Source organism: Syntrophales bacterium (genome assembly GCA_035363115.1).
Taxonomy (GTDB): domain Bacteria; phylum Desulfobacterota; class Syntrophia; order Syntrophales; family PHBD01; genus PHBD01.
In genome coordinates this window covers 25,205-50,525 of sequence record DAOSEM010000011.1, presented here as the reverse complement: position 1 = coordinate 50,525, position 25,321 = coordinate 25,205, and the positions used below count along the sequence as shown (strand labels likewise).

Sequence of the window (25,321 nt, the reverse complement as noted above, 5' to 3'; positions counted from 1 at the left end):
AGGAGAATCATAAGATGAGCCAACCGTATAAAATCATCGATGCCCTTTGTTATGTGCCCACGGAAGAGGTCGTCGTGGACCTTCCCGTCTCCCTGCCGCCCCAGATGGCCCCCTACCTCAAGAACGTTTTCGGGCCGCGGGTCGCCCCGCTGATGGGTATCACCGCGGAAGAGTTCTACCGGATGAAGATCACGATGAGCCAGGAGGAACTGCGGAAGGTCCTGGGGCCGAAGATGAAGTTCATGGCCATGAAGCTGGAGGACTTCATAAAGCAGCTCGATGAGATGGAGGTGGAGAAAGCCGTCATCTTCAACCTGGATGAAGAGACTCCCAGCAGGCTCAAGGGGTTGCCCAACGACTACTATGCCGATATCGTCAGGCAGTACCCGGACAAGTTCATCGGCATGGCGGGAATCGATCCCCTGAAGGGCATGGCGGCCGTGCGGGAGATCAGGCGCTGCTACGACCTGGGCCTGCGGGGGATCGGGGTGCGGCCGTTCATGTTCGGCATTCCGCCCCACCACGCAAAGATGTATCCCCTGTACTCCACCTGTGTCGAGCTCGACATCCCCGTCTGGTTCCATACGGGGATCAACTACTCCACCAACAACATGGAGGTGGAGAGGCCGGTTTACTTCGACATCGTGGCACAGGATTTCCCCGAGCTCAAGATCATCGCCGGCCACGGCGGCTGGCCCTGGGTTCCGGAGATGATGGCCGTGGTCCGGCGCAACGAAAACGTGTATATCGACATCTCGTCCATCGATCCCAAATACCTCGGGATGCCGGGCTCGGGCTGGGAGACGCTGATGCAGCTCGGCAACTCCGTCCTGCAGGACAAGATCCTGTTCGGCTCGACCTGGCTGTTCATGGGACGAACGATCAGGCAACTGGCCGACGGCATCATGGAACTGCCGCTGAAGGAGACGGTCAAGCACAAGTGGCTGTACGGCAATGCGGCCCGCCTGTTCGGATTGTCTTCCTGACCCGGCGCTTCCCGGAGCGGGAAGCGCCGGCGGACACCCGAGCGGGAGGGGAGGACCGGCTTCTGTTTGCATAAATCCTGACAGAAAAAGGAACGAAATGATGAGAGACAAACTGATGACCGCGGCCGAAGCGGCCCGGATGGTGGAAGACGGGATGCACCTCGGCGTCGGTGCCGGGATGGCGATGAATCCCATGCCGGTGATCCGGGAGATCGTCCGGAACGGCATCCGCGGGCTCACCCTGACGCCTGTTTTGACTGGGGGATACGTGACAGATCTCCTGATCGGCGCCGGGGCCGTGGAGACGATCCAGTTCCCCCAGATCGTCCTCGACGAGTTCGGGCTGGCCCCCCATTTCCGAAAATGGGCGGAAGCCGGACGGCTCAAGCTCCTGGAGACCATGTGACCGGCCCTGCTCCTGGGGCTCCAGGCTGGAGCCCATCAGTTGCCGTTCATCCCGGTCATCGGTTTCCTGGGGACGGACTACATGAAAATCCGGGACGATTTCAAGATCGTCAAAGATCCCTATTCGGGTGAGGACTATGTCGTGGTTCCGCCCATCATCCCGGATGTGGCGGTCATCCACGGCCTCAAGGGAGACCGGTTTGGCGGCATCACCGTCCTGGGCGCCCGGAACGATCGGCTGCTGGCCACGGCGGCGCGGAAGACCATCGCCGTCGTCGAGGAGCTCGTCGAGCCGGACGAGGTCCTGCCAGGGCTGCAGGAGGTCTACGTGGCGCCCGTGCACATCGATGCGGTTGTGGTGGCGCCGGGGGCGGCTCATCCGACGGAATGCCCGGGCCGCTACGGAATCGACGCCGGCCATATCATGACCTACCTCGCCGCCGCGAAGGATGAGGCCTCTTTTCTGAATTACCTGGAGACGTATATCACGGGTCCGGCCGATCATGAGGCTTACCTGGAAAAGGTCGGCTTCAGGCCGCCGGAACGGGCGTAGAACCGGTCGTTCCGTTCGACAAAAGAAACCGTGCAGAGAGGATGAATCATGGGAAACAGCCAGACGGAATCCTTCGAAAAGATGATCGGTGCCATCTCCCGGCTCCTGAAAAACGGCGAGATGGTTGTTACGGGCACACTGTCCCCCCTTCCGGCGGCGGGGTGCCTCCTTGCCAAGCATACCCACGCCCCGGATCTGGAGCCCATGCTCTATGGCGATCCGGAAAACCGGCTCTCCGAGGGACTCCACGAGTTTTTCGGGGTTGCCCAGAAGGGGAAGGTGGACGTGTTCTTCCTCTCGGGTCTTCAGATCGACCGACAGGGGAGCATCAACCTGTCGGTCATCGGGGATTACGACCGGCCCAAACTGCGGCTGCCGGGAGGGGCCGGGTCGGCCATGCTCTATTCCATGAGCCGGCGAACCATTCTCTTCACCATGACGCACACGAAAAAGCTCTTTGTGCCGAAGGTGGACTTCGTCAATGCCACGGCCTTCGACGGCGAGGTGAAGACCCCGTGGCGGCGCGGCGGCCTGTCGCATATCGTCACGCCCCTGTGCATCATGAAATTTGACGACGAGAAGAAGCGGGTCGTGCTGGACAGGCTCCTTCCCGGCGTGACGCTCGAAGAGGTCGTGGAAAACACGGGATTCGACCTGGAGGCGGCGGGAAGGGACATTCCGGTCATGGAGCCGCTGACGGAGGAGGAGCGGATCGCCCTGCACGGGCCGGTCCTGGAAAAGATGAGGACGATCTATCCCCTGGTGTGCCGGATGATCTGGGGCTGAAGGGGCCGCATCCGAACCGGGAGGGGCGGAGAGAGCGGCGGCAATGGAGCCGGGTCGATGGACTGGAGGCGGGAAAGGACTTTACAGCGGATGCTGTTCATAATAGAAAGCCCCGTCGCGTGGAAATCGACATCGGAGGACAACAGGAACAAGCAGACCTGAGGAAAGAGCCGAAGGAGGGCTGACATGGCGACAACGCGTGACTGGGGAAAAACCATACGCCGGATGGAACAGCTGCTGCGACTGAAGACGTTCCCCGTGGCGTTCAAGCTCCTGGAAAACCGGGAAGACCTGGCGGCGATTCCATTCATGCGGCGCCTGGGCCACAAATCGACCCTCTGCCAGCTCATCAACCTGGTGCGCAGCTTCGACTGGACCGTCGGGGCCGACGACACGGACATGGTGGGCCCGATGTGCACGTCCATCGTCGGCCTGACCGGCATGCCGGAATTCCTCCGGGATGGGACGTTCCGGAGCATTATCTGGACAAAAACAAGGCGCGACGGGGAAACGTACGAAAACGCCGTTCCCCGGATTCCGCCCGGGAAGTACCAGGCCGTTGCCATGGCGCCCCTGGCCTACAACCCTTTCGATCCGGACATGATCCTCATCTATGCCAATCCGGCCCAGATGATCCTCCTGATCAACGCCCTTCAGTTCGAAGACTACCGGGTGATGGAGTTCTTCTGCGTGGGCGAGTCTTCCTGCTCCGACGCCATCGCCCGCTGCCATCTCACCGGCAGGCCTTCCCTCACCATTCCCTGCTTCGGGGAGCGCCGCTACGGCCACGCCCAGGACGACGAACTGGTCATGGCTCTGCCGCCGGGGATGCTGGACAAGGCGGTCTCCGGACTGGAGACCCTCTACAAGCGAGGCATCCGCTATCCCATCAGCATGTCCGGCGCGGAGCTGGATCTGGCGCAGGCGCTCCCCGGCGCGTACGCGACCGGGCCGGCCATGATCGAGGGGATCCGGAGCAGCACGGCCCTCATGCTGGGCGTCACGGGAAGCATCGCCACGGGCAAGTCGACGGTGTCCCGCATGCTGGAAGAGATGGGGTCGCCCCTGATCGATTTCGACGTCCTGGCCCGGATCGTGGTCGAGCCGGGCCAGCCCGCCCTGAAGGACATCGCCGCCTATTTCGGCAGCCAGGTCCTCCAGGACGATGGCTCCCTGGACCGCAAGAAACTGTCCGAGATCATCTTCACCGACATGGAGAAGCGAAAAAAGCTCGAGAGCTTCATTCACCCGCGGATCGGCGAGGCCTTCCTGAAACAGGTTACGGAGCATACACGGAAGAATCCCGAGGCGATCATCCAGGTGGCGGTGCCCCTTCTCATCGAGACCAACATGAATTTCATGTTCGACAAGCTCCTTCTCGTCTACACGCCCCCGGAGGAGCAGGCGAGACGGCTGATGGAGCGTGACGGCGTCAACCGGGAGATGGCCGCGGCCATGGTGGGCTCCCAGATGTCCGTCGAGGAAAAGAAGGGCTATGTGGATTTTGTAATCGACAACTCCGGCACACCGGAAGAGACGAGGAAGCAGGTGGAGACCCTCTGGACGACCCTGCAGGGGCTCCAGCGGGAAAAGGCACAGCGGATCAAAGAAAGAAAGGATCCCTCATGACCGTAGCATTCATGCGCAACAAGATTGTGGAGGTGGAGCCTCTGCCGACGGGAAACCTGGCCGTCCATTGGCGGCTCTCGGATGACCTGGTCGACGTGGACATGACCCTCACGTTTCAGCTGCCGGACCTCGAGATCGTCGATGCCAAGGCGAACATCCGCCGCTCGCCCCACCGGGAAGGGGTCCGGGCGGAGGAGGTCGTCCGCAAAATGGTCGGGGTGCGGGTAGGGGGAGGCCTGCGCAAGATCGTCAGGGGACTGATGGGCGGGGACACCGGCAACATCGACCTCACCGAAGGGGTCCTCGAATGCTGCAACGCCGTCATCCTCAACTTCACCCTGCCGGGCATCCAGGAGTTTGAAACATACACGTACACCACCGAGGAGGAGCGCCTCGCCCCCGTCCGCGCCATGCTGCAGGCCAATCCCCGCTTGTACCGGAGCTGCGTGGCCTTTGCCGAGGACAGCCCGCTCGTCCGTGGGCTCGACCTGAAAGGAGGCGTCTCATGATCACCTTCAGCCGGAGCCAGCTCATCGGAATGGAGTTCCTGGACGAGGAAACCGTCCGTGTTCACGGCACCCAGGAGGATCACATCTACGCCATGGAGATCGAGATGGACGTCCGCATTGCCGACGGCGTGATCCTGGCCGTCAAGGGCTGGATGAAGCGCTACACGACGCCCGTCTGCCCTCAGGCCGTGGACCGGCTTCAGTCCGCCGTGGGGATGTCGCTGCGCGCCGAGGGGTGGATGCAGGCCGTCATGCGGGACATCGGGCGCAATGGCTGCGAGCACTTCGCGGAGATCATCACGGAGTGCGGGCGATGCCTCGATCCGGCGCGCTTGGCGAGATCCCTGGCGGCGGGACTGAAGAGCGATCCCGGGGCCGACCTTGGGGCCCTGGCGGCTGCGTGGCTGGCCGACCATCCGGAGGCGCCGGGGACTCCGCTGGTCATGTGAGATCCCGGGGGGACGGATGGGTCCATTCGTCCTCCCTGTCCCTCGACCATGATGAAACGATCCGGGCGGCATAACGCCGTCCCTGTAGAAAGCGATATTCCATGATCATCGATCTGCATGTCCATACAAAACCACTGTCCCCCTGCAGCCATATCGATCCTCTGGAAATGGTTGCCGAGGCGAAGCGCCGGGGCCTCGACGGCGTCTGCCTGACGGAGCACCATGCCCTCTGGGGACGCGGCGAACTGGACGAGCTGGCACGGCAATCGGGGATCGCGATCTTCTCGGGAAACGAAATCACCACCGACCAGGGAGACATCCTGGTCTTCCAGTACTCCGTCCCTGTCCCCGACATCGTTCCCATTGCGGACCTGCGGCGTGAGGTCCTGGCGGCGGGCGGCTTCATGATTGCCGCCCACCCGTTCCGGGGCTTCAAGGTGTTCGGCTTCGGCCAGCTCCGGATGACGCCGGATCAGGCCGCGAAGCGGCGGCTGTTTCAGCTTGTGGATGCGATCGAGGTCTGCAACGGAAAGCTCACCGAGGAAGAAAACTCGATGGCCCTGGATGTTTCGAAGATCCTGGGGATGGCCGGCACCGGGGGCAGCGACGCCCACCGGGTCGACGAGATCGGGAAACGGGCGACCGTTTTTGAGCGGGAGATCCGCAACGAACGGGAACTGGTGGAAGAGATCCGGGCCGGTCGTTACACCGTCGGCACGGCGCCGGCGATCTCCTGAGGACGGTTCCCGGCTTGCCGGACGGGAACCTGTTGAATATGGTCGGGGGAATGGCCTGCGGAACGGGCTGCCGGTGATTTGCCCGGCACGGATGGATCCGATGCCGGCTTCTCCTTTCTGTCATACTCGCCGAAGACTCGGGAAGCCAGGCTGATTGCCCGGCCTCTTTGTGTGCATGGCGCTTACCGAAAATAAAATAAGGCAGGGTGCGGACACCCTGCCCTATTTCTATTCCTCTCTCTCCTTGTACAATCAGTCGCTGAGCTTTGCAATCTCCCTCGGCTTGACTTCCAGATCCATGTATCCGTACTTGTGGTCCTTCAACTCCTCGGGCGACGGGAACCGCCGGTCGGGAGCATTCTTGAACATCCAGTGGTTCAGCTTGATGCCGAGTTTCTCCACGGCTGCCTTCTCCAGTTCCGCACGGTCTTCCGGGTGGGCGATGGAGATGATCTTCCTCGCCTTTTCAGCGTCGGTGCAGCCCATGATGTTGACGATGCCGTACTCCGTGCAGATCCAGGTGACGAGCTGGTCGGGAACGGTCACGGCGCTCCCCGAATCCAGTGCGGAGACAAAGCGGGAGCGGCCCTTGGCGTCGCGGGCCGTCGCCGCCAGGATGGCCCGGCCGCCCTTGGCCATCATCGCGCCAAGGGTGAACTGCAACTGGCCACCCGTGGAGGAGATGGGACGGCCGCCGACGTTGCCTGCTGCGTTCACTCCTCTGAGGTCCATCTGGGCGAAGTTGTTGACGGTCACCATGTTGTCGAGCTGGGAGAGCGTCACGATGTTGTTCGTGTAGCCGATGTCGTACCCGGCGAACTGCGGGTTGCGGTGCACCCACTCGTAGTAACGGGGCGTGTCGACGGGCATGATGTAGGCCCAGCCGCATTTCCCCTTGTCGATGTTCTTCCGGGAATTGTCCACGGAGCCCGCCTCGAGGAGTGTGAAGGCGTACTCGCCGATCATCTCGCTGTGGACACCGAGGTGCTTCAGTCCGTGGTCACGCATGCCGATGACGACAGCCGTGGGGAGAGCGCCGATGCCCACCTGGATGCAGTCGCCGTCGCGCATGATGGAGACGCAATTCGCCGCGATGGCCCTTTGGATATCATCCGGTGAGATATTCTTTTCCGCGATATAGGGCCACTGGTACTTCGCGTCGTCCACGTCCACCTCGACGAAGTAGTCGACGTCATCGATGGGCAGCACCATGCCTCTCGATCCCTCGCACCAGGCGTAGTCGGAGCGGATCTCACAGACGAATTTTTTGCAGGACTTGGCGGTGATCATCCAGTTGTTGACGCCGTAGCTGGCGTTCACGTATCCGCCCTGGGGCACCGCGCAGGCCTGGACGCCCCAATCCATGGCGCGCTTCTCTCTGTCCTTCCGGTAGAAGCGGGCGTATTCGGCGTCCATGCCGAGGGCCCAGCCCCAGTGCTTCCAGTCGACGGCCTTGTAACCCTTGGTCATGAGACCGCGGACGGTGGGAAGAATGAAGGCCTCGTGAAGGATGTGGTGCTTCCCCTCCATGTCGGCGGCAGCGCAGAAGCCGTTGCCGCACATGATGGCCTGGTTCCAGATCTCGATGTTGTTCACCTGCCCGGGGCCGTCACCGAGACGCTCCGCCAGGGCCTCCATCGTCACGAACGTATCTGACCCGGGGCCACCGCGGTTGATCCAGTCGCCGGATTTGACCATGTCGGCCCACTGTTTTGCGGTGATGGTTTTGTTTCTCAGTTTCTGCTGTACCGGGGTTGGCATCCATACTTTCTCTTTGTTCTCGATCTTCTGCTGGGCCATGTTTTAATACTCCTCCTTTTTCAGTGTAGATCTACTCGAACCCCCCGATCTACGTTGTTTAATAGAATTGAAAATGGCCACGCCTGTCTGTGAACAAATGACAGCACTTCGTTCCCGGCGATCGGATCCCCCCTTTCGTCGTTGAATTTCTTTGATTTGTATGGAGTTAGAAACTTTTTTTGAATCAGGAAAGAGACGACTATCCCATAACTTTGTGGCCTATGGATGTCAAGGGAAAAAGTGGAAGAGATCCTAATGAATGCCGATTCCATGACAGGCATCGGCCGGAAGAAGATGCAACCTGGCCGGCCTGCGAATCGACGGAAGGACTTCTCCGCGCATCCGGCATGAAGCCGCCTCCGCCATGACGAACGGAAAAGACGGGCGGTATGGCACGGTGCAATGGCGGTGCAATGACGGCGAAAAGGCGGGAAAAGACGGGAAAAGACGGGAAAAGACGGGATAGGACAGGATAGGACAGGCAGCCGGAACCCTGGAGAGCGGCATGATCGTTTCGAATCGGCTTCAAGTCTGAAAAAAAAACTGCATGCTGGAAAAAAATCTCTTGACAGGCCATAAATTGAACGGTATTCAAAATTCGAACAGTGCATAGAGTAAGGCTTACCTCAAACCATGGAGGTTCATCATGTATACGGATTTAAAAGAGAAAACAGCAATCGTGACCGGTTCGGGGAAAAAGACGGGCATCGGGTATGCCATTGCCGCGAAGCTCGCAGCGTGCGGCGCGAATATCATCATCGCCGATCTCGGGAAGGCCGTTCACCCGGATGAGCCTCTGAAGACGGCTACCAGCGACGAGATGGAGGCCATCGCCGCGGAATTGGCCGACAGGCACGGCGTGAAAACACTGGCCGTCGCCGTGGATGTCATGAACAGCGAGTCCGTCGCCGCCTTTGCCGGGAAAGTGGGCGCGAACTTCGAGCACATCGACATCCTCTGCAACAACGCCGGAGCCTCCTTCGGGGTTCCAAACACCGTCCTCAGCTATGAGGAAGAAGCCTGGATCCGGACGGTGGACGTCAACCTCTTCTCCGTGTTCCGCGTGTCCAGGGCCGTCATTCCCATGATGACCGGCAAACCGGGCTCCATCATCAACACGGCGTCCCGGGCGGGCAAGGTTCCCCCCCTCTTCAACAGCGCCTACGCCGTGGCCAAGGCCGGCGTCATCATGCTGACCAAGACCATGGCCAAGGAACTGGGCGGCCTCGGGATCCGGGTCAACGCCATCTGTCCGGGACAGATCGCCACGGACCTTGAGAAATGGCGCTTCGGCCTGGAGGCGAAGTTCTTCAACACGACGATCGAGGAGCGGGAGAAGGAGATGTGCAAGACGATTCCTCTCGGCTTCATCGGGCTGCCGGGCGACGCCGGAGACCTCGTGGCCTACCTGGCCTCGGACGCCTCGCGGTACATTACCGGGCAGGCCATCAACCTCGATGGCGGCCAGTGCATGGAATTGTGAAAGAAGACATAGGGTTGAAATGAAACAGCCGGGCGTTCCGGATGGCCGCTCCCTTCCCGGGGGAGGCCGGATCCCGGGGCTGCCCGTTCAATACATCCACGGAGGAAACACCATGAGCAAGATCATCGGCGGCCAACTGGCGGCGGAGGCGTTGATCGACAGAGACGTAGAATACATCTTTTCCCTCAGCGGCGGACACATCACTCCCATCTATCAGTACCTGGAAAACTCGAGAATCACGATTTTCGACACACGGCACGAGCAGGCGGCGGTCTTCATGGCCGAGGCGTGGGCGCGCATGACGAGAAAGCCCGCGGTGGCCATGGTCACGGCCGGCCCGGGATTCACGAACGCCCTGTCGGGTATTGCCAGCGCCAGGCTTTCCAATGCCCCGGTCATCCTGATATCCGGGTGCGTCGGCATGGAGAGCGTCGAGAAACTGGACCTGCAGGACATGAGCCAGCTTCCCGTGATCGCGCCGATGGTGAAAAAGGCGCTCGTCTGCCAGGTGCCCGAACGGATTCCTGAATTCATCGACATGGCGTTCCGGGCGGCCATGAGTGGGCGGCCCGGCCCCGTTTACCTCGAGCTTCCCTGCGACATTCTGAACGCCGAGGTGAACATGACAAAGGTCAAGAAGGTCAAGACCTCCCTGTCCTCCGCCCCCGTCGACCGGGAAAGCACGGCGAAGGCGGTCGATCTCCTTCAGGCTGCCAAGAGCCCCGTCATCATCGCCGGAAGCGGCGTCTGGTATGCCGATGCCGGGAAGGAGCTGACCGAATTTGTCGAGAAGACGGGCATTCCGGTCTTCACGCTGGGAGCCGGTCGTGGCGTCGTCCCCGACACCCATCCGCTGTGCTTCGAATCCTCCCTGGCCATCCGCCCGGGGGCGGCGATGCTGTCCCTGATGAGCGCCGACTGCGTGCTCTTCCTCGGCGGCCGGCTGAGCCTGTTCTACATCTTCGGGGAGATCTTCCAGCCTTCGGCCAAGTTCATCCAGGTGGACATCCTGCCGGACGAGATTGGCCGCAACCGGTCCGTCGATCTCGGCATTGTGAGCGACCTCAAGGCCTTCCTGGCGGAGCTGAATTCCGTCGTCGACGGCCGGGGGATCGGAGCGGCGCTGCGCGATCAGAACGCGGGCTGGGTGGAGACGGTCCGCAAGGCCGACGCGGACGGAAAGGCCCAGGCCCGGTCCATGTGGGACGCGGACACGCTGCCCATCCACCCCATGCGCCTGGCCCGGGAGGTCAACGACTTCATGAACCGGGAGGACGACATCGTCGTCGCCGACGGCGGCGACACGTCCACCTGGATGGGCATGACCCGGACCGTCCGCAGGGGCGGGACCTACCTCGACTACGGCCTCTACGGCTGCCTCGCCGTGGGCATTCCTTTCGGCAACGCGGCCAAGCTGAAAAATCCGGACAAGCGTGTCCTGGTTATCATGGGCGACGGCTCCGCCGGGTTCAACTTCATGGAGTTCCACACGGCCATCCGTAAGAAGCTGCCCATCGTCGTCGTCATCGGCAACGATCAGTCCTGGGGCATGATCATGCACAGCCAGCAGCTCCGCATGGGCCACCATATTCCTAACGGCACGGAGCTCGGCTGGGTGGACTACCACAAGATGGTCGAGAATCTGGGCGGCTTCGGGATCTGCGTCGAGCGGCCGGAGGACATCCGTCCGGCCCTGGAGGCGGCCTTCGCCTCCGGAAAGACGGCCTGCGTGAACGTCAAGGTTGATCCCTCGGTGATCAGCCCCGGGAGCGTGGCCCTGGCCAACCTCGGCGGATACAAAACCAGTTAACGTAACAGAAACGGAAGAGCGGAGCGGGAGATGATTCCGGGCTTCCCGGAAAGAACTGGAGGAAAGCTGCCATGGCGGACATGACGGGACCAAAGGGATACAGGCTGTCCAAGGGCTACTCGTATTACCTGTTCACCCTGCTGTTTCTGCTTTACCTGTTCAACTATGTCGACCGGGTCATCGTGACGTCGCTGTTCCCCTTCATCCAGAAGGACTGGGGCCTGACGGACACGGAGTGCGGAATGCTCGTCTCCATCGTCTTTGGGGCGATCGTCACGCTGACCATTCCCGCCTCCATCCTGGTGGACCGCTGGAGCCGCAAGAAGACCATCGGCATCATGGCTCTCCTCTGGAGCTTCGCCACGGCGGCCTGCGCCTTCACGAAGAGCTTCCCGCAGCTCCTGATCGCCAGGACGGGAATCGGCATCGGCGAGGCCGGTTTCGCCCCCGGCGGCACGGCGATGCTCTCGGGGCTCTTCCCGGCGGAGAAGCGCTCCCGGATGATGGGGCTGTGGAACGCCTCCATCCCTCTCGGCAGTGCCATCGGCATCGGCCTGGGCGGCATCATCGCCGAGACCTGGGGCTGGCGCCACGCCTTCGGCATCGTGGCGATTCCCGGTGCCATCGTCGCCATCCTCTTCTTCTTCATCAAGGACTACAAAACGGTGGAACTGGTGAGAACGGTCAAGGAGGGAGGCGCCGCAACCGTCAAGGTGGCCATGAGCAAGATGGACATCTTCCGGGAGTTTATCCGCACGCCCTCCCTGATGCTGACCAACATCGGGTTCGCCGGCGTCATCTTCACGACGACCTCCATCCTCACCTGGCTGCCCACGTATTTCCACCGGATCGACGGCATTCCCATGAGCCAGGCCGGGATGAAGACGGGCCTGATCATGATGCTGGCCATCATCGGCGGACCCGTCGGCGGCTGGATCGCCGATGTCTGGTTCAAGAAAAAGGCCAGCGCCCGGCTGCTCTTCCCGGCCATCTCGACGATTCTCACGGCGGTGGTCCTCTTCACAGCCTTCACGCTTCTGGACGGCAAGGCACAGTACGCCGCCCTGCTGGTGATGGGGGTCCTCATCGTGGCCTTTGCCCCGGCGGCGATCACGGTGACCCAGGACGTCATCCATCCGGGTCTCCGGGCCATTTCCTACGCCGTGTGCGTCATCTTCCAGAACGCCCTCGGGGCCTTCACGGCGCCCATGGTGCTGGGGGCACTCTCCGATTCGTACGGGATCAAGACGGCCATCTCCGTATTGCCGATATTCCTCGTCATTTCCGCCGTCCTCTTTTTCCTGGGGTCCTTTTTCTATGAGAAGGATCTCGCAAAGGTCGAAAAGGTCGATCTGGAGATGGAGGGCTGAGCGGCGGGGCGTGAGCCGCATTCTGCAGCGCAGGAACAGGAGCACATGATGAAAGCGGTCGTATTTCACCCCGGGAGGGGACTGGTATTCGAGGAAGTGCCGGACTACCGGGTCGGCGACGACGAGGTCCTGGTCCGGGTGGCCAACACGGGCTTCTGCGGGTCCGATCACTCCCTGGTGGCCGGGGGACTCCTCCCGGACGGGTACATCCTGGGTCACGAGATCAGCGGTGTCGTCGTGGAGAAGGGCGCTGCAGCGGAGGGGTTGCCCCTCGGCACGCGGGTGTGCATCCGTCCGACCTACTGCGGCACCTGCGCCAACTGTCGAAGGGGGAAAGAGCAGCTCTGCCGGGTCCACCGCCGGACCACGGGGATCGGCGATCTCCCGGGCGGCTTTGCAGAATACGTCAAGGTCTACCCCCAGATGCTGATCCCCGTTCCCGACGGCGTCGATTCCCACAACGCCGCCCTGGCGGAGGCGTTTGCCGCGGCCCTGCACGGCATCCGCTGCACGTCGGAAGAAACGGGGTCCGCCCTGGTGACGGGGGGAGGACCCATCGGCCTGTGTGCGGTCCGGCTCCTCAAGATTCTCGGATACGGACCGATCGTTCTCTTCGAGCCCATCGAGGAGAAAAGGAAGATCGCCCTGGCCTGGGGTGCCGATCATGCCTTCGATCCCGCGGAAAAGGACCTGGACTGGAACGTCATGGGCCTGGTTTCCGGCGGTTTCCGAAACGTGTTCGAGTGCTCGGGGGTCCCGTCCAATGTCAGCCGCGCCATCGACCTGGCGGCCGACTGCGGCGAGATCTGCATCGTGAGCATGATGTTCCGGCCCGCGGAGATTCCCGGCCCCTACAAGATCAACCTGAGGGAGATCCGCCTGACGGCGTCGATTTCCAACACCCACGAGGAGAACAGGCAGTGCCTGGCGTGGATGGCGAAGGGGCTCCTGGATGCGCGGCCTCTGATCTCCGATTATGTGCCCCTCGATCGCCTGCCGGAGATCTATCGGGACCGGATCGACACCGGGCTTGCCCGCAAGGTGCTGCTTGCGATCGGGGAGGAATTCTGACGGGCTGTGGAGGATGAATGACCGGGGGACCGATTCGAAGTTCATCCCCCGATGGCACGGCGTGCAGGGTCATTCGGAATGAGCGAGATAGGAAAACCAGGGTTTCTGGCGCTTGAACGGACAGTGTGCCGCCAGGCAGGAGCGGACCGGGTCGCCGGGCGGAATTTTCAGGGCGGGTGCCGCCCCGGACTCATGCCGCCGTACCCAGGCCTCGGCCTCCTCGACCGTATCGACGGAACCGGCGCTGTATGTTGTGCGGCCGCGGCAGTGGATGTATCCGTAAAGAAGCTTAAATGGCATGGGCGTGACGAAAAGGTGAACCGGCCTCCCGAAGATTTCTGTATGCCCGCCGCGATTATCACGGGAAGGCCGGACGCGCAAGCCACATCATGACAGGGCGGGGGGAGTGACAACGGGATGGGAGCAAGGGAACGAAGGGAGAGGGAGCGGGAGCAGCGGAAGAACGACATCCTGGATACGGCCAGGGCGCTGCTCTTCGAGAAGGGCCTCCATGCAACGACGATCAACCAGATCGCCAAGCGGGCGGAGCTGAGCGTAGGCACCATCTATTTCTATTACGACAGCAAGGAAGACCTCTATGCGGCGCTTCAGCTCGAGGGACTGGAAATCCTGGGCGGCATGATCCGGGAGGCCGGCCTTGCCTCATCCTCCCCGGAGGAAAAGATCAGGGCCATTGCCCGCGTCTATCTCCGGTTCAGCCTGGAGCACAACAACTATTTCGAGATCATCGACTACTTCCTGTCCTCACCGGAGACGATCTTTTCCCAGGATCTGAAAACCAGGATCGACGGCCAGGGGAACCGGAGCGTTGCCGTTCTGGCGGAGGCCGTCGCAGAAGGCATCGGGACGGGGCTTTTCCGGGAGGTGGATCCGAGGACGCAGGCGATCATCCTGTGGGGCACCCTTCACGGGATGCTCCACTTCCGGAAACTGCAGAGAACGATCCTGGCCGACGTGGATCACGAAACCGTTTACATGGAGGCGGTGGAGCATTTCATCAACGGGCTGCGACAGCCGCAGTGCCCGGCCGATGAAATGAGCGCCCCCCTATCTTTGAACACAGGGAGAAAGCACAATGCCAAACACTGAAACACCTCTTCTGGATGAACTGGAGAAGGGAAAGTGGCCCAGCTTCGTCAGGGAGATCAAGAAGGCGGCTGAAAAGAGCCCCATGGCGAAGGATCTCCTGAACCAGCTGGAACTTTCCTACAAGGACCGGATCGGTCACTGGAAACACGGGGGTATCGTCGGCGTCAAGGGCTACGGCTCCGGCGTCATCGGTCGGTACTCGGACCGCCCCGACCTGTTTCCCAACGTTCAGGCCTTTCACACCATCCGGGTGAACCACCCGTCCGGCTGGTTCTACAAGACCGACACGCTGCGCCGCCTCTGCGACATCTGGGACGGCCACGGCAGCGGTCTCACGAACATGCACGGCTCCACCGGGGACGCCATCCTTCTGGGGACAACGACGGAGCATCTGCAGGGCTGCTTCGACGACCTGTCGGAGGCCGGGTTCGACCTGGGCGGCTCCGGGTCCGCGCTCCGGACACCGAGCTGCTGTGTCGGGCCGGGGCGCTGCGAATGGGCCTGCGTCGACAGTCTGGATCTCTGCCACCACCTGACGATGAACTTCCAGGACGAGATTCACCGGCCCATGTTCCCCTACAAGTTCAAGATCAAGATCTCCGCCTGCCCGAACGACTGCGTAGCGTCCATCGCCCGGGCCGATTTTTCCATTATCGGGACCTGGAAGGGCGACATCCGGATCGATCCGGCCGAGGTGGAGGCCTATGCAGAGGCGGGTCTCAACATCCAGCGGGAGGTGTGCGACCTTTGCCCCACGCGGTGCATGGAGTGGGGCGGCCGGAAGCTCCTGATTCACGACGAGGACTGCACGCGGTGCATGCACTGCATCAACCTGATGCCCAGGGCCCTGCGCCCCGGGGAAGAGCAGGGCGCCACCATCCTCGTCGGCGGCAAGGCCCCCATCGTCGAAGGGGCGCTCCTCTCCTGGGTCCTCGTTCCGTTCATCAAGCTGGAGCCGCCTTATGAAGAGTTGAAGGACCTGATCCTCCGCATCCAGGACTGGTGGTGCGACAACGGCCGCTCCCGCGAGCGCCTGGGCGAGCTGATCAAGAGGCTCGGCATGCGGACGTTCCTCCGGGCGATCGACATCCCCGCGGCGCCGCAGATGGTCAAGGCCCCGAGAACGAATCCCTACGTCTTCTTCTGGCCCGAAGACATTCAGCAGGAGGTGAAGTGAGATGGCTGCCACCGATATCGGCCCCCCCGACTACAAAACCATGCTTCCCCCCGTCGTTCAGAGGAACTACGGGAAGTGGCTGTACCATGAAATCCTGAAGCCCGGCGTCCTCGTGCACGTCGGGGAATCGGGAGAGACGCTCCACACGGTCCGCGCCGGCTCGCCGCGCCTCCTTTCGACGGACACGATCCGGGAGATCTGCGGCATCGCTGAGACCTATTGCGACGGCTACCTGCGCTTCACGAGCCGCCACAACATCGAGTTTCTGGTCTCCGACCCGTCGAAGGTGGAGCCGCTCCTGGAGGAGCTCGCCCGGCGGAACTATCCCGTCGGCGGAACGGGCCACTCCGTGTCGAACATCGTCCACACCCAGGGGTGGGTCCACTGCCACACGCCGGCCACGGACGCCTCGGGACCCGTCAAGGCGCTGATGGACGAGATCCACGACTACTTCGTGACCATGACGCTGCCGGCCCACGTCCGGATCGCCCTGGCCTGCTGCCTCAACATGTGCGGAGCCGTCCACTGCTCCGACATCGCCATCCTCGGCATCCACCGGACGGTTCCCAGGCCCGACAATTCGAGGGTCCCCAACGTCTGCGAGATCCCGACGACGGTCGCCTCCTGCCCCACCGGCGCCATCCGCGGGGACATGAAGAACAAGACCGTCACGATCAACGAAGAAAAATGCATGTACTGCGGAAACTGCTACACCGTCTGTCCGGCCATGCCGATCGCCGACGCGGACAACGACGGCATCTCCATCTGGGTGGGCGGGAAAGTCTCCAACGCCCGCAGCGCCCCGATGTTTTCCAAGCTGGCAATCCCCTTCCTTCCGAACAATCCACCGCGCTGGCCGGAGGTGGTCGACGCGGTGAAGAACATCATCGAGGTGTACGCGGCGGGCGCCCGCAAGCACGAGCGGGTCGGCGAGTGGATCGAGCGCATCGGCTGGGAGCGGTTTTTCAGCCTGACGGGCATTCCCTTCACAGACAAGCACATCGACGATTTCGACCTGGCCACGGAGACGTTCCGGTCGTCGATGCAGTTCAAATGGAGGTAACCATGGCGGAAGATCTGAAAGAGCGGGTTGCACAGGCATTCCGGGACAAGTCGAAGGCGGACAAGAAGATGTTCTATATCCGGGATGTCACGAAATGGTTTCCCGGCGAGGACCGGCACGCCGTCCAGAACGCCGTGAAGGCCCTGATCGATGAGGACGTCCTGAAGTACTGGTCGAGCGGATCGACGACCTACATCGTCCTGGCGGAATTCTATACGGAAGGGTGAGTGCAGGATCATGAAAGCATCGGTTCCGCGGCTGGTGATCGCCGCCCTACGGGGAGGCGCCGGAAAGACGACCCTCTCCGTGGGCGTCATGGCCGCCCTCTCAAAGCGGGGGATCCGGTCCGTTCCCTTCAAGAAGGGACCCGACTACATCGACGCGGCATGGCTGTCCATGGCCGCCGGCCGGCCCTGCCGCAACCTGGATTCCTTTCTCATGGACGGGGAGACGATCCGGCGGTCCTTTTTCGGCCATGCCGGGGCAGGGGACCTGGCCTTCGTGGAAGGGAACCGGGGCCTCTACGACGGCATGGACGTCCGGGGAAGCCACAGCACGGCGGAGCTGGCCAAGCTCCTGGAAGCGCCCGTCGTCATGATCATGGACTGCAACAAGGTGACCCGCACGGCGGCGGCAATGATCCTGGGCTGCACCGTCCTCGATCCGGGTGTGGACATCCGGGGCGTCATCCTGAACCGGGTGTCCGGGAGCCGCCATGAAGACATCCTCCGGCGGACCATTGAGGAAACCTGCCGGCTGCCCGTCCTGGGGGCCGTGCCCCGGATGAAGGACTTCCCTTTCCCCGAGAGGCACCTGGGCCTGACGCCGCCCCAGGAGCACGAGCGCATCGTGCACGCCCTGGACAGGGCGGCGGAGGTGGCGGCGCGCCATATCGACCTGGACGGCCTGCTGGCCGTGGCTGAGCAGGCGCCTGCAGCGTCCGCGGTGGCGGCCTTCCGCATGCCGCGGCGGAAGAAGACTGCATCCGGCCTGACCGTCGGCGTCTTCCGGGATTCGGCCTTCCAGTTCTATTACCCCGAGAACTTGGCGGCCCTGGCGGAGCAGGGCGCGAAGATCGTCGAGATCAGCCCGCTCCGGGACGACACCCTGCCGGACGTGGACCTGCTCTACATCGGCGGAGGATTTCCCGAGACGCACGCGGAGGCCCTGGCGGATAACAGCGGCTTCCGGACGTCCCTGCACGAGGCGGCCGAGGCGGGCCTCCCCGTTTACGCGGAGTGCGGCGGACTGATGTACCTGGGGGAGAGCCTGGCGATCGGCGGCCGGACCTATCCCATGGCGGGGGCGCTCCCGGTGACGTTCGCCATGACCGGAAAGCCCCAGGGGCACGGATACACGGTCCTCCAGGTTGCGGAAGAGAATCCCTTCTTTCCGGTGGGAAGCACCCTGAAAGGGCACGAATTCCACCACTCCCGGATCCTGTCGCTCGACGAGACCCGGATCCGCTTCGCGTACCACATGAAGCGCGGAACCGGCGTCGACGGCCTGCACGACGGCCTGTGCCGGAAGAACATCCTGGCGGGCTACACCCACCTGCATGCCCTGGGGACGAAGGAATGGGCGGACGCCCTGCTCGATCGGGCGCATGCGTTCCGGAGCGCCTGGAACGGGGCGGACAGATACGTGAAACCATTTGAAAACGTTCAGGAGATGCATCTCATCCCTGCACAGGAATCATAAAAAATAATTGGAGGTGACGGACCATGCCGACCATCGAACTGGCGGGCAAAACGTATGAAGTGGACGAGGACGGGTTCCTTCAGGAACTGGACAAGTGGAGCGAGGAATTCGCCCAGGCTTACGCGAGTACGGAGGACATCCAGGGAACGCTGACAGACGAGCACTGGAAGCTCATCCATTACCTCAGGAACTATTTCCAGCAGTTCGGCATCGCCCCCATGGTCCGCAAGGTGTGCAAGGACAACGGGATCGACATGAAGAAGCTCTACGAGCTGTTCCCCACGGGACCGGCGAAGGGGGCGTGTAAGTTGGCCGGGCTCTCCAAGCCTACCGGCTGCGTGTAGCAGGCCCAGGCCGTTGAAAAGGGGCTGCCTGCTGCGTTGCCCTCATCCTGCGCCGCTCGACGTACGAAAAAGTACGCCTCGCGTCCCAGCATTTCGGGCGCCTTGCATTCAACCCCTTTTGAACGGCCTTTGAGGGGCTCTCCAGATCGATCGGTGTATGAAGGGCGTGATGCGGCGTTGCGCGGCGCCCCTCGTCGCTGCGGCGTACGGACAAAGTACGCCTCGCTCCTCGGGGCTTGCGCGCCTTGCCTGCGGGCTTTTTGCGAGGTCTCGGGCCTGAGACGGCAATTTGGTCAAAAAAGGCGGATTCTGAATGGCGACGCCTCGCGACTCCGGATTTCGGGCGCCTTGCATTCAACCCCTTTTGAGCGGCCTTTGATAGGGGCCTCCCTGCAAAGGGACAGATTAAGAATCGATCCCCTTTGCAGTAAAACAGGAAGAAGAGGGACAGGTCATTGTCTGTCCCTGAAAAAAGAGGAATCGGCATGACGGGAATGGAATTCATCGCCCGGGTCTTTCCCTACCTGGCCCTGGGACTGTTCGTCCTGGGAACGGCCGTGCGGTTCATCCGCTGGCGGTCCCTGCCGGCCCATGTCAAGTGGACGCTGTATCCCTTCCCGAAGGATGCGGCCGGCCAGTTGAAGTACATGGCCGGGGAGATCTTCACGTTCGGCACCCTATACCATTTCAACCGCCGGCTCTGGATCGGTGCTTATGCCCTCCACATGGCCATGGGCGGTTTCGTGCTTCTTTTCATCCTGTATCTGGCGGGATGGGTGCCCGGGACAGCCGTCCGGCTGATGCTCGTGATTCTCCTGGCGGCACTGGTCTACCTGGCGGCTCTGCGCTCGATGGATCGATACCTGAGGGCCGTGACCACCCCGGAGGAGTTCTTCAACCTGCTTTTCCTGGCGTCGTTTGCGGTGGCCGCGCTGGCCGCTTCCGCCGTCGCCGCCTCACCGAGGGCCTATTTCCTCAGCCTGGCGCTCCTGAGGCCCGATGCGGCCCTGCTGCCGCAGGAATTCGCACCGGTGATCGTCCTGGGGGGGCTGTTTCTGGTTTACCTGCCCTGGAGCCGGATGATCCATTATGTCTCCAAGTACTTTGCCTATCATGCCATCAAGTGGCAGAAGAGCTGAACCGAATCGCCATGCCTGAGTCCACGATCAAACAACCGTCCGCAGACCCGACATACCCCTTCCGCAGCGAATCCCCCGTTGCCCGCGAGGAGAGGAAAGCGCGCTTTCTCGGCGCCCTGAAGGACATCCTGGAGCTGGACATCTATGATCGCCCGCTCAGGATGTATCTCGACACCTGCGCCCGGTGCAACAACTGCGCCGAGCAGTGTCCCGTTTTCAAGGCCACGGGCGATGTCCGCGATCTGCCGGCCTGGCGGTCCGACCTCCTGCGGCGGGTCTATCGCCGCTATTTCACGCCTTCGGGGCGCATCCTCGGGCGTCTGGTCGGGGCGAAAAGACTGACCGCCGGCGATATCGACGCCATGGTGGAGGCCTTCTACCGCTGCACCATGTGCCGCCGCTGCGGGGTTCACTGCCCCCTGGCCGTCGACAATGCCCTCATCACAAGGATCGGACGGGTTCTCCTCGCCGAGATCGGTTTCGTTCCGAAGAACATCACCGTGAGTGTCGCGGCCCAGCTCGGCTCCGGGGGGAACACCTCCTCGATCCCGAAGGCGGCCTTCCTCGATACCCTGGATTTCCTGGAAGAGGAACTGGCGGACGAAACGGGCATCCAGATCCCGATTCCCAGGGATGTCGAGGGGGCGGAATACCTCTTTGCCGCGCCGGTGAGCGACTACATCATGGAAGCGGACACCCTGCTGGGGATAGCCCGGGTCTTCCACGCCGCCGGGGCGTCCTGGACGGTCGGCACGGAGGATTTCGACGCCATCAACTACGGGCTCTTCTACAGCGACGAAAAACTGGAGGAGATTCTCAACCGGCTCCTGGCGGAGGTGAAGCGCCTGAAATGCAGGACTCTCGTGATCGGGGAGTGCGGGCATGCCACGAAGGCGGCCCTGCTGTTCCACAGGGTCCTCGGGAAACCGGAGTACCGGGACATCCGGATCGAGAGCATTCTCCAGGTGACGCGCCGCTTCCTCGCGGAAGGCCGGATTGCCTTCACCGCCACGGAAGACCGGGGCCCCGTCACGTACCACGACCCCTGCAACCTCGGCCGCGGCCTTGGGATCTATGAAGAGCCCCGGGAGCTTCTCCGAGCCGCCGGGATCGGGATCGTTGAAATGGAGTCGAATCGCGGGATGAGCCTTTGCTGCGGAGGAGGCGGGGGGCTCGTGGTCGCTCCCGATCTCGAGCCGTGGCGCATGTCCGTCGGGGGCCTCAAGAAGGCGGAGCAGCTTCGGGCGACGGGAGCCCGGGTTGTCGTCGCGCCCTGCGCCAACTGCAAAAAGCAGCTGCGCGAACTGGTCAAGCATCACAAAATCGAAATGGAAGTCGCCGGACTCCACGACCTGGTGGGCCGGGCGCTCAAGAGGGAAGAGAAGGCCTGACATGCCGATCTTCGCGTCCATTGTCTTCACCGCCATCATTCTCCTTTTTCCCGTTCTGTCAGTAAGCGCGGGATGGCAGGGACTCCTGGGAATCGCCGTCCCCTATGCGGCATGGGCCGTTTTCATCCTCGGTTTCGTCTGGCGCGTCCTTCTGTGGGCAAGGTCGCCCGTCCCGTTCCGCATCACCGTGACCTCGGGCCAGCAGAAGTCCCTCCCCTGGATCAAGGCCGACCCGGCGGAGAATCCCGCCGGCGGGCCGGGCGTGGTCCTGCGGATGTTCCTGGAGACCGCGCTGTTCCGCTCCCTTTTCCGGAACACCCGGACGGAGCTGTACGGCGGACGCCCCGTCTACGGACGAACGAAGGCGCTCTGGATCTTCGCTTGGATCTTCCATGCGTCCCTCCTGGTCATCCTGATCCGGCACCTGCGCTTCTTCTCGGAGCCCGTCACATCACTGGTGAACGCCATGACCGCCCTGGACGGCATGTTCGAGATCGGCGTCCCGACCCTGTACCTGTCGGACCTCGGTCTTCTCGCGGCCGCGGCGTATCTTTTCCTGCGCCGCATCGCCGTTCCCAGGGTCCGCTACATCTCCCTGGCCCAGGACTACATCCCGCTCCTTTTGGTCTTCTGCATCGCCGGGTCGGGCATGCTGATGCGCCATTTCGACAAGATCGACCTGGTTGCGGTCAAGGAGCTGGCCGCGGGGTGGATCGGTTTTGTTCCAACGCTTCCGGAGGGGCTGACGGCGGTGTTTTTCGTTCACCTCTTTTGTGTCTCTGCGCTTCTGGTCTGGTTCCCCCTGGGGAAGCTGATGCACATGGGCGGCGTATTCCTGAGCCCGACCCGGAATCTGTCCGGCGACAGCCGGAAGAACCGCCACGTCAACCCCTGGAACGGGCCCGTGAAGGTCCATTCCTACGAGGAATATGAAGAGGAGTTCCGAGGCCAGATGAAGGCCGTGGGACTGCCCGTGGAGAAGGAGTAGCCGTGTCGATCGCCAAGCTGCCGAAATCCGCGGACCTGACCCGCATCGATTATGGACCGCCCCAGACGGCCTGGATGGACACGCCCGTCGATTTCCGGCCGGGGACGTGGAGCTATGCCGGCGCGGCGAAGAACCTGGCGGCCCTGGACCTGCCGAACCCGAGGGCCTGGCAGCCCGCCGACGCCGACTGGAAGCTGCCGGAGAACTGGCAGGCCGTCATCCTGGAAGGCATGAAAGAGCGCCTGGAGAAGTACCGCTCCTTCCGTCTTTTTATGGACATCTGCGTCCGCTGCGGCGCCTGCGCCGACAAATGCCATTTCTACATCGGCACGGGAGACCCGAAGAACATGCCGGTCCTCCGGGCGGAGCTGATCCGCTCCGTGTACCGCCGCTACTTCACCGCCGCGGGCCGGGTCTTCGGACGGCTGGCGGGAGCGCGGGACCTGACCGTCGACGTCCTCAAGGAGTGGTTCTACTACTTCTACCAGTGCACGGAGTGCCGCCGCTGCGCCGTCTTCTGCCCCTACGGCATCGACCAGGCGGAGATCACCATGATCGGGCGGGAGCTCCTGAACCTGGTGGGATGCAACATCAACTGGGTCGTCGAGCCGGCGGCCAACTGCTTCCGGACGGGGAACCACCTGGGCATCCAGCCCGGCGGCATCAAGGACATGATGGAGTTCCTGGCGGACGACATCGAGGACCGGACGGGTGTCCGCGTGGAGGTCCCGCTGAACCGGAAGGGGGCGGAGATCCTCTTCGTCACGCCTTCGGCGGACTACTTCGCCGACCCCGGCACGTACACCTTCATGGGCTACCTGATGCTCTTCCACGAGCTCGGCCTCGACTACACCATGAGCACCTACGCCTCCGAGGGTGGCAACTTCGGCCTCTTCACGTCCCACGAGATGATCAAGCGCCTCAACGCGAAGATCTACGCCGAGGCCCGGCGGCTCGGGGTCAAGTGGATCATCGGGGGCGAGTGCGGCCACATGTGGCGTGTCATCCACCAGTACATGGACACCATGAACGGCCCGGCCGATTTCCTGGAGATGCCCGTGTCGCCGGTCACCGGCACGCGCTTTGAAAACGCCCGGTCCACGAAGATGGTCCACATCGTGGAGTTCACGGCGGACCTGATCCGGAATGGCAAACTGACGCTGGACGCCTCCCGGAACGACCACCTGCGGGTGACGTTCCACGATTCCTGCAACCCCGCCCGGGCCATGGGGTTCTTCGAGGAGCCGCGATACGTCATCAACAGCGCCTGCCGGCATTTCCACGAGATGCGCGAGGACACGATCCGGGAGAAGACCTTCTGCTGCGGGGCCGGCGCCGGCCTGGGCAACGACGAGAACATCGAGATCAGGATGCGGGGCGGCATGCCGCGGGCCATGGCCGTCAAAGAGGTGAGGGAAAAACACGACGTGAACCGCCTGGCCTGCATCTGTGCCATCGACCGGGCGACCCTCACAACCCTCATGGAATACTGGGTTCCCGACGTCTCGGTCATGGGTGTCCACGAACTGGTGGGCAACGCCCTGGTGATGACGGGAGAGAACGAGCGGCTGACGGACCTCAGGGGAACACCCATCCGGGAGAACGGAGAATCATGAAGGGACGCCGGGGAGGTCTCATCGCGATCGGCATCGGCCTGGCCGTGTTCCTGGCCCTGGCTTCGTATCCCTTCTGGCAGGCCGCCGGAAAGGCGATGCCCGGCCCGGATCTCGATCTCGAAACACCGGCGATCCGGGCGCTGCCTGCAAGGGAGTGCATCGCGCCGACTGACGAGATGAAGACGCGGCACATGCAGATCCTGGACGAGTGGCGAACGGAGGTGGTCCGCAACGGCCGGCGCACCTTCGAAACCCCCGACGGACGCCGGTTCGAGATGAGCCTGACGGGGACGTGCATGAAGTGCCACTCCAACAAGGAGCGGTTCTGCGACCGCTGCCACGACTATGCGGCCGTCAAGCCGAAGTGCTGGGACTGCCACAACGTGCCGGAAGCGGCGGGCGAGACGGCGGCCGCTCCCGTGACGGGGAAGGGGACGGGGAAATGATCGACAGGGAACGCCGACGGCTCCTGAAAATCGCAGGGACCCTCGTCCTGGGATCCATGCTCCCGGTCCTCCCGTGCTCCGCCTCGTCCGGAAAGGGGATCGTTCCCGCAGCCGGAGCCGGTCGCCTGGCGATGGTCGTCGACCCCGGGAAGTGCCCGCCGGGATGCCGGGACTGCATCGACGCCTGCCACACGATTCACAATGTTCCGGACATCGCCGGATCCGGGAAGCAGATCCGCTGGATCCGCCAGGTGCCGTTCCGGAACGCCTTCCCGGAGCAGGGGCATCCCTACCTGGATGACGGCCGGCGGGACGTCCCCGTCCTTGCCCTCTGCAACCACTGCGAGAATCCACCCTGCGTCCGGGTCTGCCCGACGAAGGCCACGTTCCGGCGGAGCGACGGGATCGTCGCGATGGACTATCACCGCTGCATCGGCTGCCGGTTCTGTATCGCAGCGTGCCCCTACGGATCGCGGAGCATGAACTTCCGGGATCCCCGGCCGTTTCTCCGGTCCGTGAATCCCGATTATCCCACCCGGACCCGGGGCGTCGTGGAGAAGTGCAACTTCTGCGAGGAGCGACTCGCGAAGGGCATGCCGCCGGCCTGCGTCGAGGCCTGTGGGAAGCGGGGCGGACTGCTGTTCGGGGACATCGCGGATCCCTCCTCGGAGGTCCGCCGGCTCGTGAGAGACCGCCGGACGGTCCGCCGCCGGCCCGAACTGGGGACGGAACCGCATGTCTTCTACATCGTGTCGTGA

23 protein-coding genes and 1 pseudogene are annotated in these 25,321 nt (G+C 62.8%); 23 read left to right on the top strand and 1 reads right to left on the bottom strand.

Annotated features, from left to right (window positions below; translation table 11 throughout):
- Nucleotides 1-14: 14 nt before the first annotated feature.
- The 7 genes and pseudogenes from PLO63_16315 to PLO63_16285 all read left to right on the top strand — a co-directional run bounded on the left by PLO63_16315 (nucleotide 15) and on the right by PLO63_16285 (nucleotide 6,054).
- The gene (locus tag PLO63_16315) at nucleotides 15-986 is read left to right on the top strand and encodes an amidohydrolase family protein (GenBank protein HOI75710.1); all 972 of its coding nucleotides are present in this window, start codon (nucleotides 15-17) and stop codon (nucleotides 984-986) included.
- 115 nt (nucleotides 987-1,101) lie between these two features.
- Nucleotides 1,102-1,944, top strand: a pseudogene (locus PLO63_16310) (CoA-transferase).
- A 48-nt stretch (nucleotides 1,945-1,992) separates the two neighbouring features.
- On the top strand, nucleotides 1,993-2,730 hold the full coding sequence (locus PLO63_16305) for a CoA-transferase (GenBank protein HOI75709.1): 738 nt from the start codon (nucleotides 1,993-1,995) through the stop codon (nucleotides 2,728-2,730).
- A gap of 186 nt (nucleotides 2,731-2,916) precedes the next feature.
- Nucleotides 2,917-4,359, top strand: a complete 1,443-nt coding sequence (gene coaE / locus PLO63_16300) for a dephospho-CoA kinase (GenBank protein HOI75708.1) — start codon at nucleotides 2,917-2,919, stop codon at nucleotides 4,357-4,359.
- The gene (locus PLO63_16295) at nucleotides 4,356-4,868 is read left to right on the top strand and encodes a DUF2889 domain-containing protein (protein HOI75707.1); all 513 of its coding nucleotides are present in this window, start codon (nucleotides 4,356-4,358) and stop codon (nucleotides 4,866-4,868) included. The genes coaE and PLO63_16295 overlap by 4 nt, the downstream gene beginning before the upstream one ends.
- Nucleotides 4,865-5,317 (top strand): DUF2889 domain-containing protein, encoded by a 453-nt coding sequence (locus tag PLO63_16290; GenBank protein HOI75706.1) that lies wholly within the window; start codon nucleotides 4,865-4,867, stop codon nucleotides 5,315-5,317. The genes PLO63_16295 and PLO63_16290 overlap by 4 nt, the downstream gene beginning before the upstream one ends.
- A 101-nt stretch (nucleotides 5,318-5,418) precedes the next feature.
- On the top strand, nucleotides 5,419-6,054 hold the full coding sequence (locus PLO63_16285; protein HOI75705.1) for a PHP domain-containing protein: 636 nt from the start codon (nucleotides 5,419-5,421) through the stop codon (nucleotides 6,052-6,054).
- Between the two features lie 252 nt (nucleotides 6,055-6,306).
- Here the strand turns inward: PLO63_16285 and PLO63_16280 are convergent, their stop codons facing one another.
- Nucleotides 6,307-7,854: an acetyl-CoA hydrolase/transferase C-terminal domain-containing protein gene (locus tag PLO63_16280; GenBank protein HOI75704.1), complete on the bottom strand. Its 1,548-nt coding sequence runs from the start codon at nucleotides 7,852-7,854 to the stop codon at nucleotides 6,307-6,309.
- Nucleotides 7,855-8,500: 646 nt separating this feature from the next.
- Here PLO63_16280 and PLO63_16275 point away from each other — a divergent pair.
- The 16 genes from PLO63_16275 (at nucleotide 8,501) to PLO63_16200 (ending at nucleotide 25,321) form a co-directional block, all read left to right on the top strand.
- Nucleotides 8,501-9,337, top strand: coding sequence for an SDR family NAD(P)-dependent oxidoreductase (locus tag PLO63_16275; protein HOI75703.1), 837 nt, complete (start codon nucleotides 8,501-8,503; stop codon nucleotides 9,335-9,337).
- A 112-nt stretch (nucleotides 9,338-9,449) separates the two neighbouring features.
- Nucleotides 9,450-11,147 carry a thiamine pyrophosphate-binding protein gene (locus PLO63_16270; GenBank protein HOI75702.1) on the top strand — a complete coding sequence of 566 codons (1,698 nt, stop codon included), beginning with the start codon at nucleotides 9,450-9,452 and terminating at the stop codon, nucleotides 11,145-11,147.
- Between the two features lie 71 nt (nucleotides 11,148-11,218).
- Nucleotides 11,219-12,517 carry an MFS transporter gene (locus tag PLO63_16265; protein ID HOI75701.1) on the top strand — a complete coding sequence of 433 codons (1,299 nt, stop codon included), beginning with the start codon at nucleotides 11,219-11,221 and terminating at the stop codon, nucleotides 12,515-12,517.
- Between the two features lie 48 nt (nucleotides 12,518-12,565).
- Nucleotides 12,566-13,588 (top strand): alcohol dehydrogenase catalytic domain-containing protein, encoded by a 1,023-nt coding sequence (locus tag PLO63_16260; protein ID HOI75700.1) that lies wholly within the window; start codon nucleotides 12,566-12,568, stop codon nucleotides 13,586-13,588.
- Nucleotides 13,589-14,005: 417 nt separating this feature from the next.
- On the top strand, nucleotides 14,006-14,698 hold the full coding sequence (locus PLO63_16255) for a TetR/AcrR family transcriptional regulator (GenBank protein HOI75699.1): 693 nt from the start codon (nucleotides 14,006-14,008) through the stop codon (nucleotides 14,696-14,698).
- The gene (dsrA, locus tag PLO63_16250; GenBank protein HOI75698.1) at nucleotides 14,685-15,875 is read left to right on the top strand and encodes a dissimilatory-type sulfite reductase subunit alpha; all 1,191 of its coding nucleotides are present in this window, start codon (nucleotides 14,685-14,687) and stop codon (nucleotides 15,873-15,875) included. The genes PLO63_16255 and dsrA overlap by 14 nt, the downstream gene beginning before the upstream one ends.
- 1 nt (nucleotide 15,876) lies before the next feature.
- Nucleotides 15,877-16,938 carry a dissimilatory-type sulfite reductase subunit beta gene (gene dsrB, locus PLO63_16245; GenBank protein HOI75697.1) on the top strand — a complete coding sequence of 354 codons (1,062 nt, stop codon included), beginning with the start codon at nucleotides 15,877-15,879 and terminating at the stop codon, nucleotides 16,936-16,938.
- Between the two features lie 2 nt (nucleotides 16,939-16,940).
- The gene (locus PLO63_16240; GenBank protein HOI75696.1) at nucleotides 16,941-17,165 is read left to right on the top strand and encodes a dissimilatory sulfite reductase D family protein; all 225 of its coding nucleotides are present in this window, start codon (nucleotides 16,941-16,943) and stop codon (nucleotides 17,163-17,165) included.
- A 10-nt stretch (nucleotides 17,166-17,175) separates the two neighbouring features.
- Nucleotides 17,176-18,639: a hydrogenobyrinic acid a,c-diamide synthase (glutamine-hydrolyzing) gene (gene cobB, locus PLO63_16235; protein HOI75695.1), complete on the top strand. Its 1,464-nt coding sequence runs from the start codon at nucleotides 17,176-17,178 to the stop codon at nucleotides 18,637-18,639.
- 23 nt (nucleotides 18,640-18,662) lie between these two features.
- Nucleotides 18,663-18,983 carry a TusE/DsrC/DsvC family sulfur relay protein gene (locus PLO63_16230; protein HOI75694.1) on the top strand — a complete coding sequence of 107 codons (321 nt, stop codon included), beginning with the start codon at nucleotides 18,663-18,665 and terminating at the stop codon, nucleotides 18,981-18,983.
- Nucleotides 18,984-19,468: 485 nt separating this feature from the next.
- The gene (locus PLO63_16225; GenBank protein ID HOI75693.1) at nucleotides 19,469-20,122 is read left to right on the top strand and encodes a hypothetical protein; all 654 of its coding nucleotides are present in this window, start codon (nucleotides 19,469-19,471) and stop codon (nucleotides 20,120-20,122) included.
- Nucleotides 20,123-20,133: 11 nt separating this feature from the next.
- Complete coding sequence (locus tag PLO63_16220) at nucleotides 20,134-21,513, top strand: (Fe-S)-binding protein (protein ID HOI75692.1); 1,380 nt, start codon at nucleotides 20,134-20,136, stop codon at nucleotides 21,511-21,513.
- 1 nt (nucleotide 21,514) lies between these two features.
- The gene (dsrM, locus tag PLO63_16215; GenBank protein ID HOI75691.1) at nucleotides 21,515-22,501 is read left to right on the top strand and encodes a sulfate reduction electron transfer complex DsrMKJOP subunit DsrM; all 987 of its coding nucleotides are present in this window, start codon (nucleotides 21,515-21,517) and stop codon (nucleotides 22,499-22,501) included.
- 2 nt (nucleotides 22,502-22,503) lie between these two features.
- On the top strand, nucleotides 22,504-24,117 hold the full coding sequence (locus tag PLO63_16210) for a (Fe-S)-binding protein (GenBank protein ID HOI75690.1): 1,614 nt from the start codon (nucleotides 22,504-22,506) through the stop codon (nucleotides 24,115-24,117).
- Nucleotides 24,114-24,563 carry a sulfate reduction electron transfer complex DsrMKJOP subunit DsrJ gene (gene dsrJ, locus PLO63_16205; GenBank protein HOI75689.1) on the top strand — a complete coding sequence of 150 codons (450 nt, stop codon included), beginning with the start codon at nucleotides 24,114-24,116 and terminating at the stop codon, nucleotides 24,561-24,563. The genes PLO63_16210 and dsrJ overlap by 4 nt, the downstream gene beginning before the upstream one ends.
- Nucleotides 24,560-25,321 (top strand): 4Fe-4S dicluster domain-containing protein, encoded by a 762-nt coding sequence (locus tag PLO63_16200; GenBank protein HOI75688.1) that lies wholly within the window; start codon nucleotides 24,560-24,562, stop codon nucleotides 25,319-25,321. Before dsrJ ends, PLO63_16200 begins: the two co-directional genes overlap by 4 nt.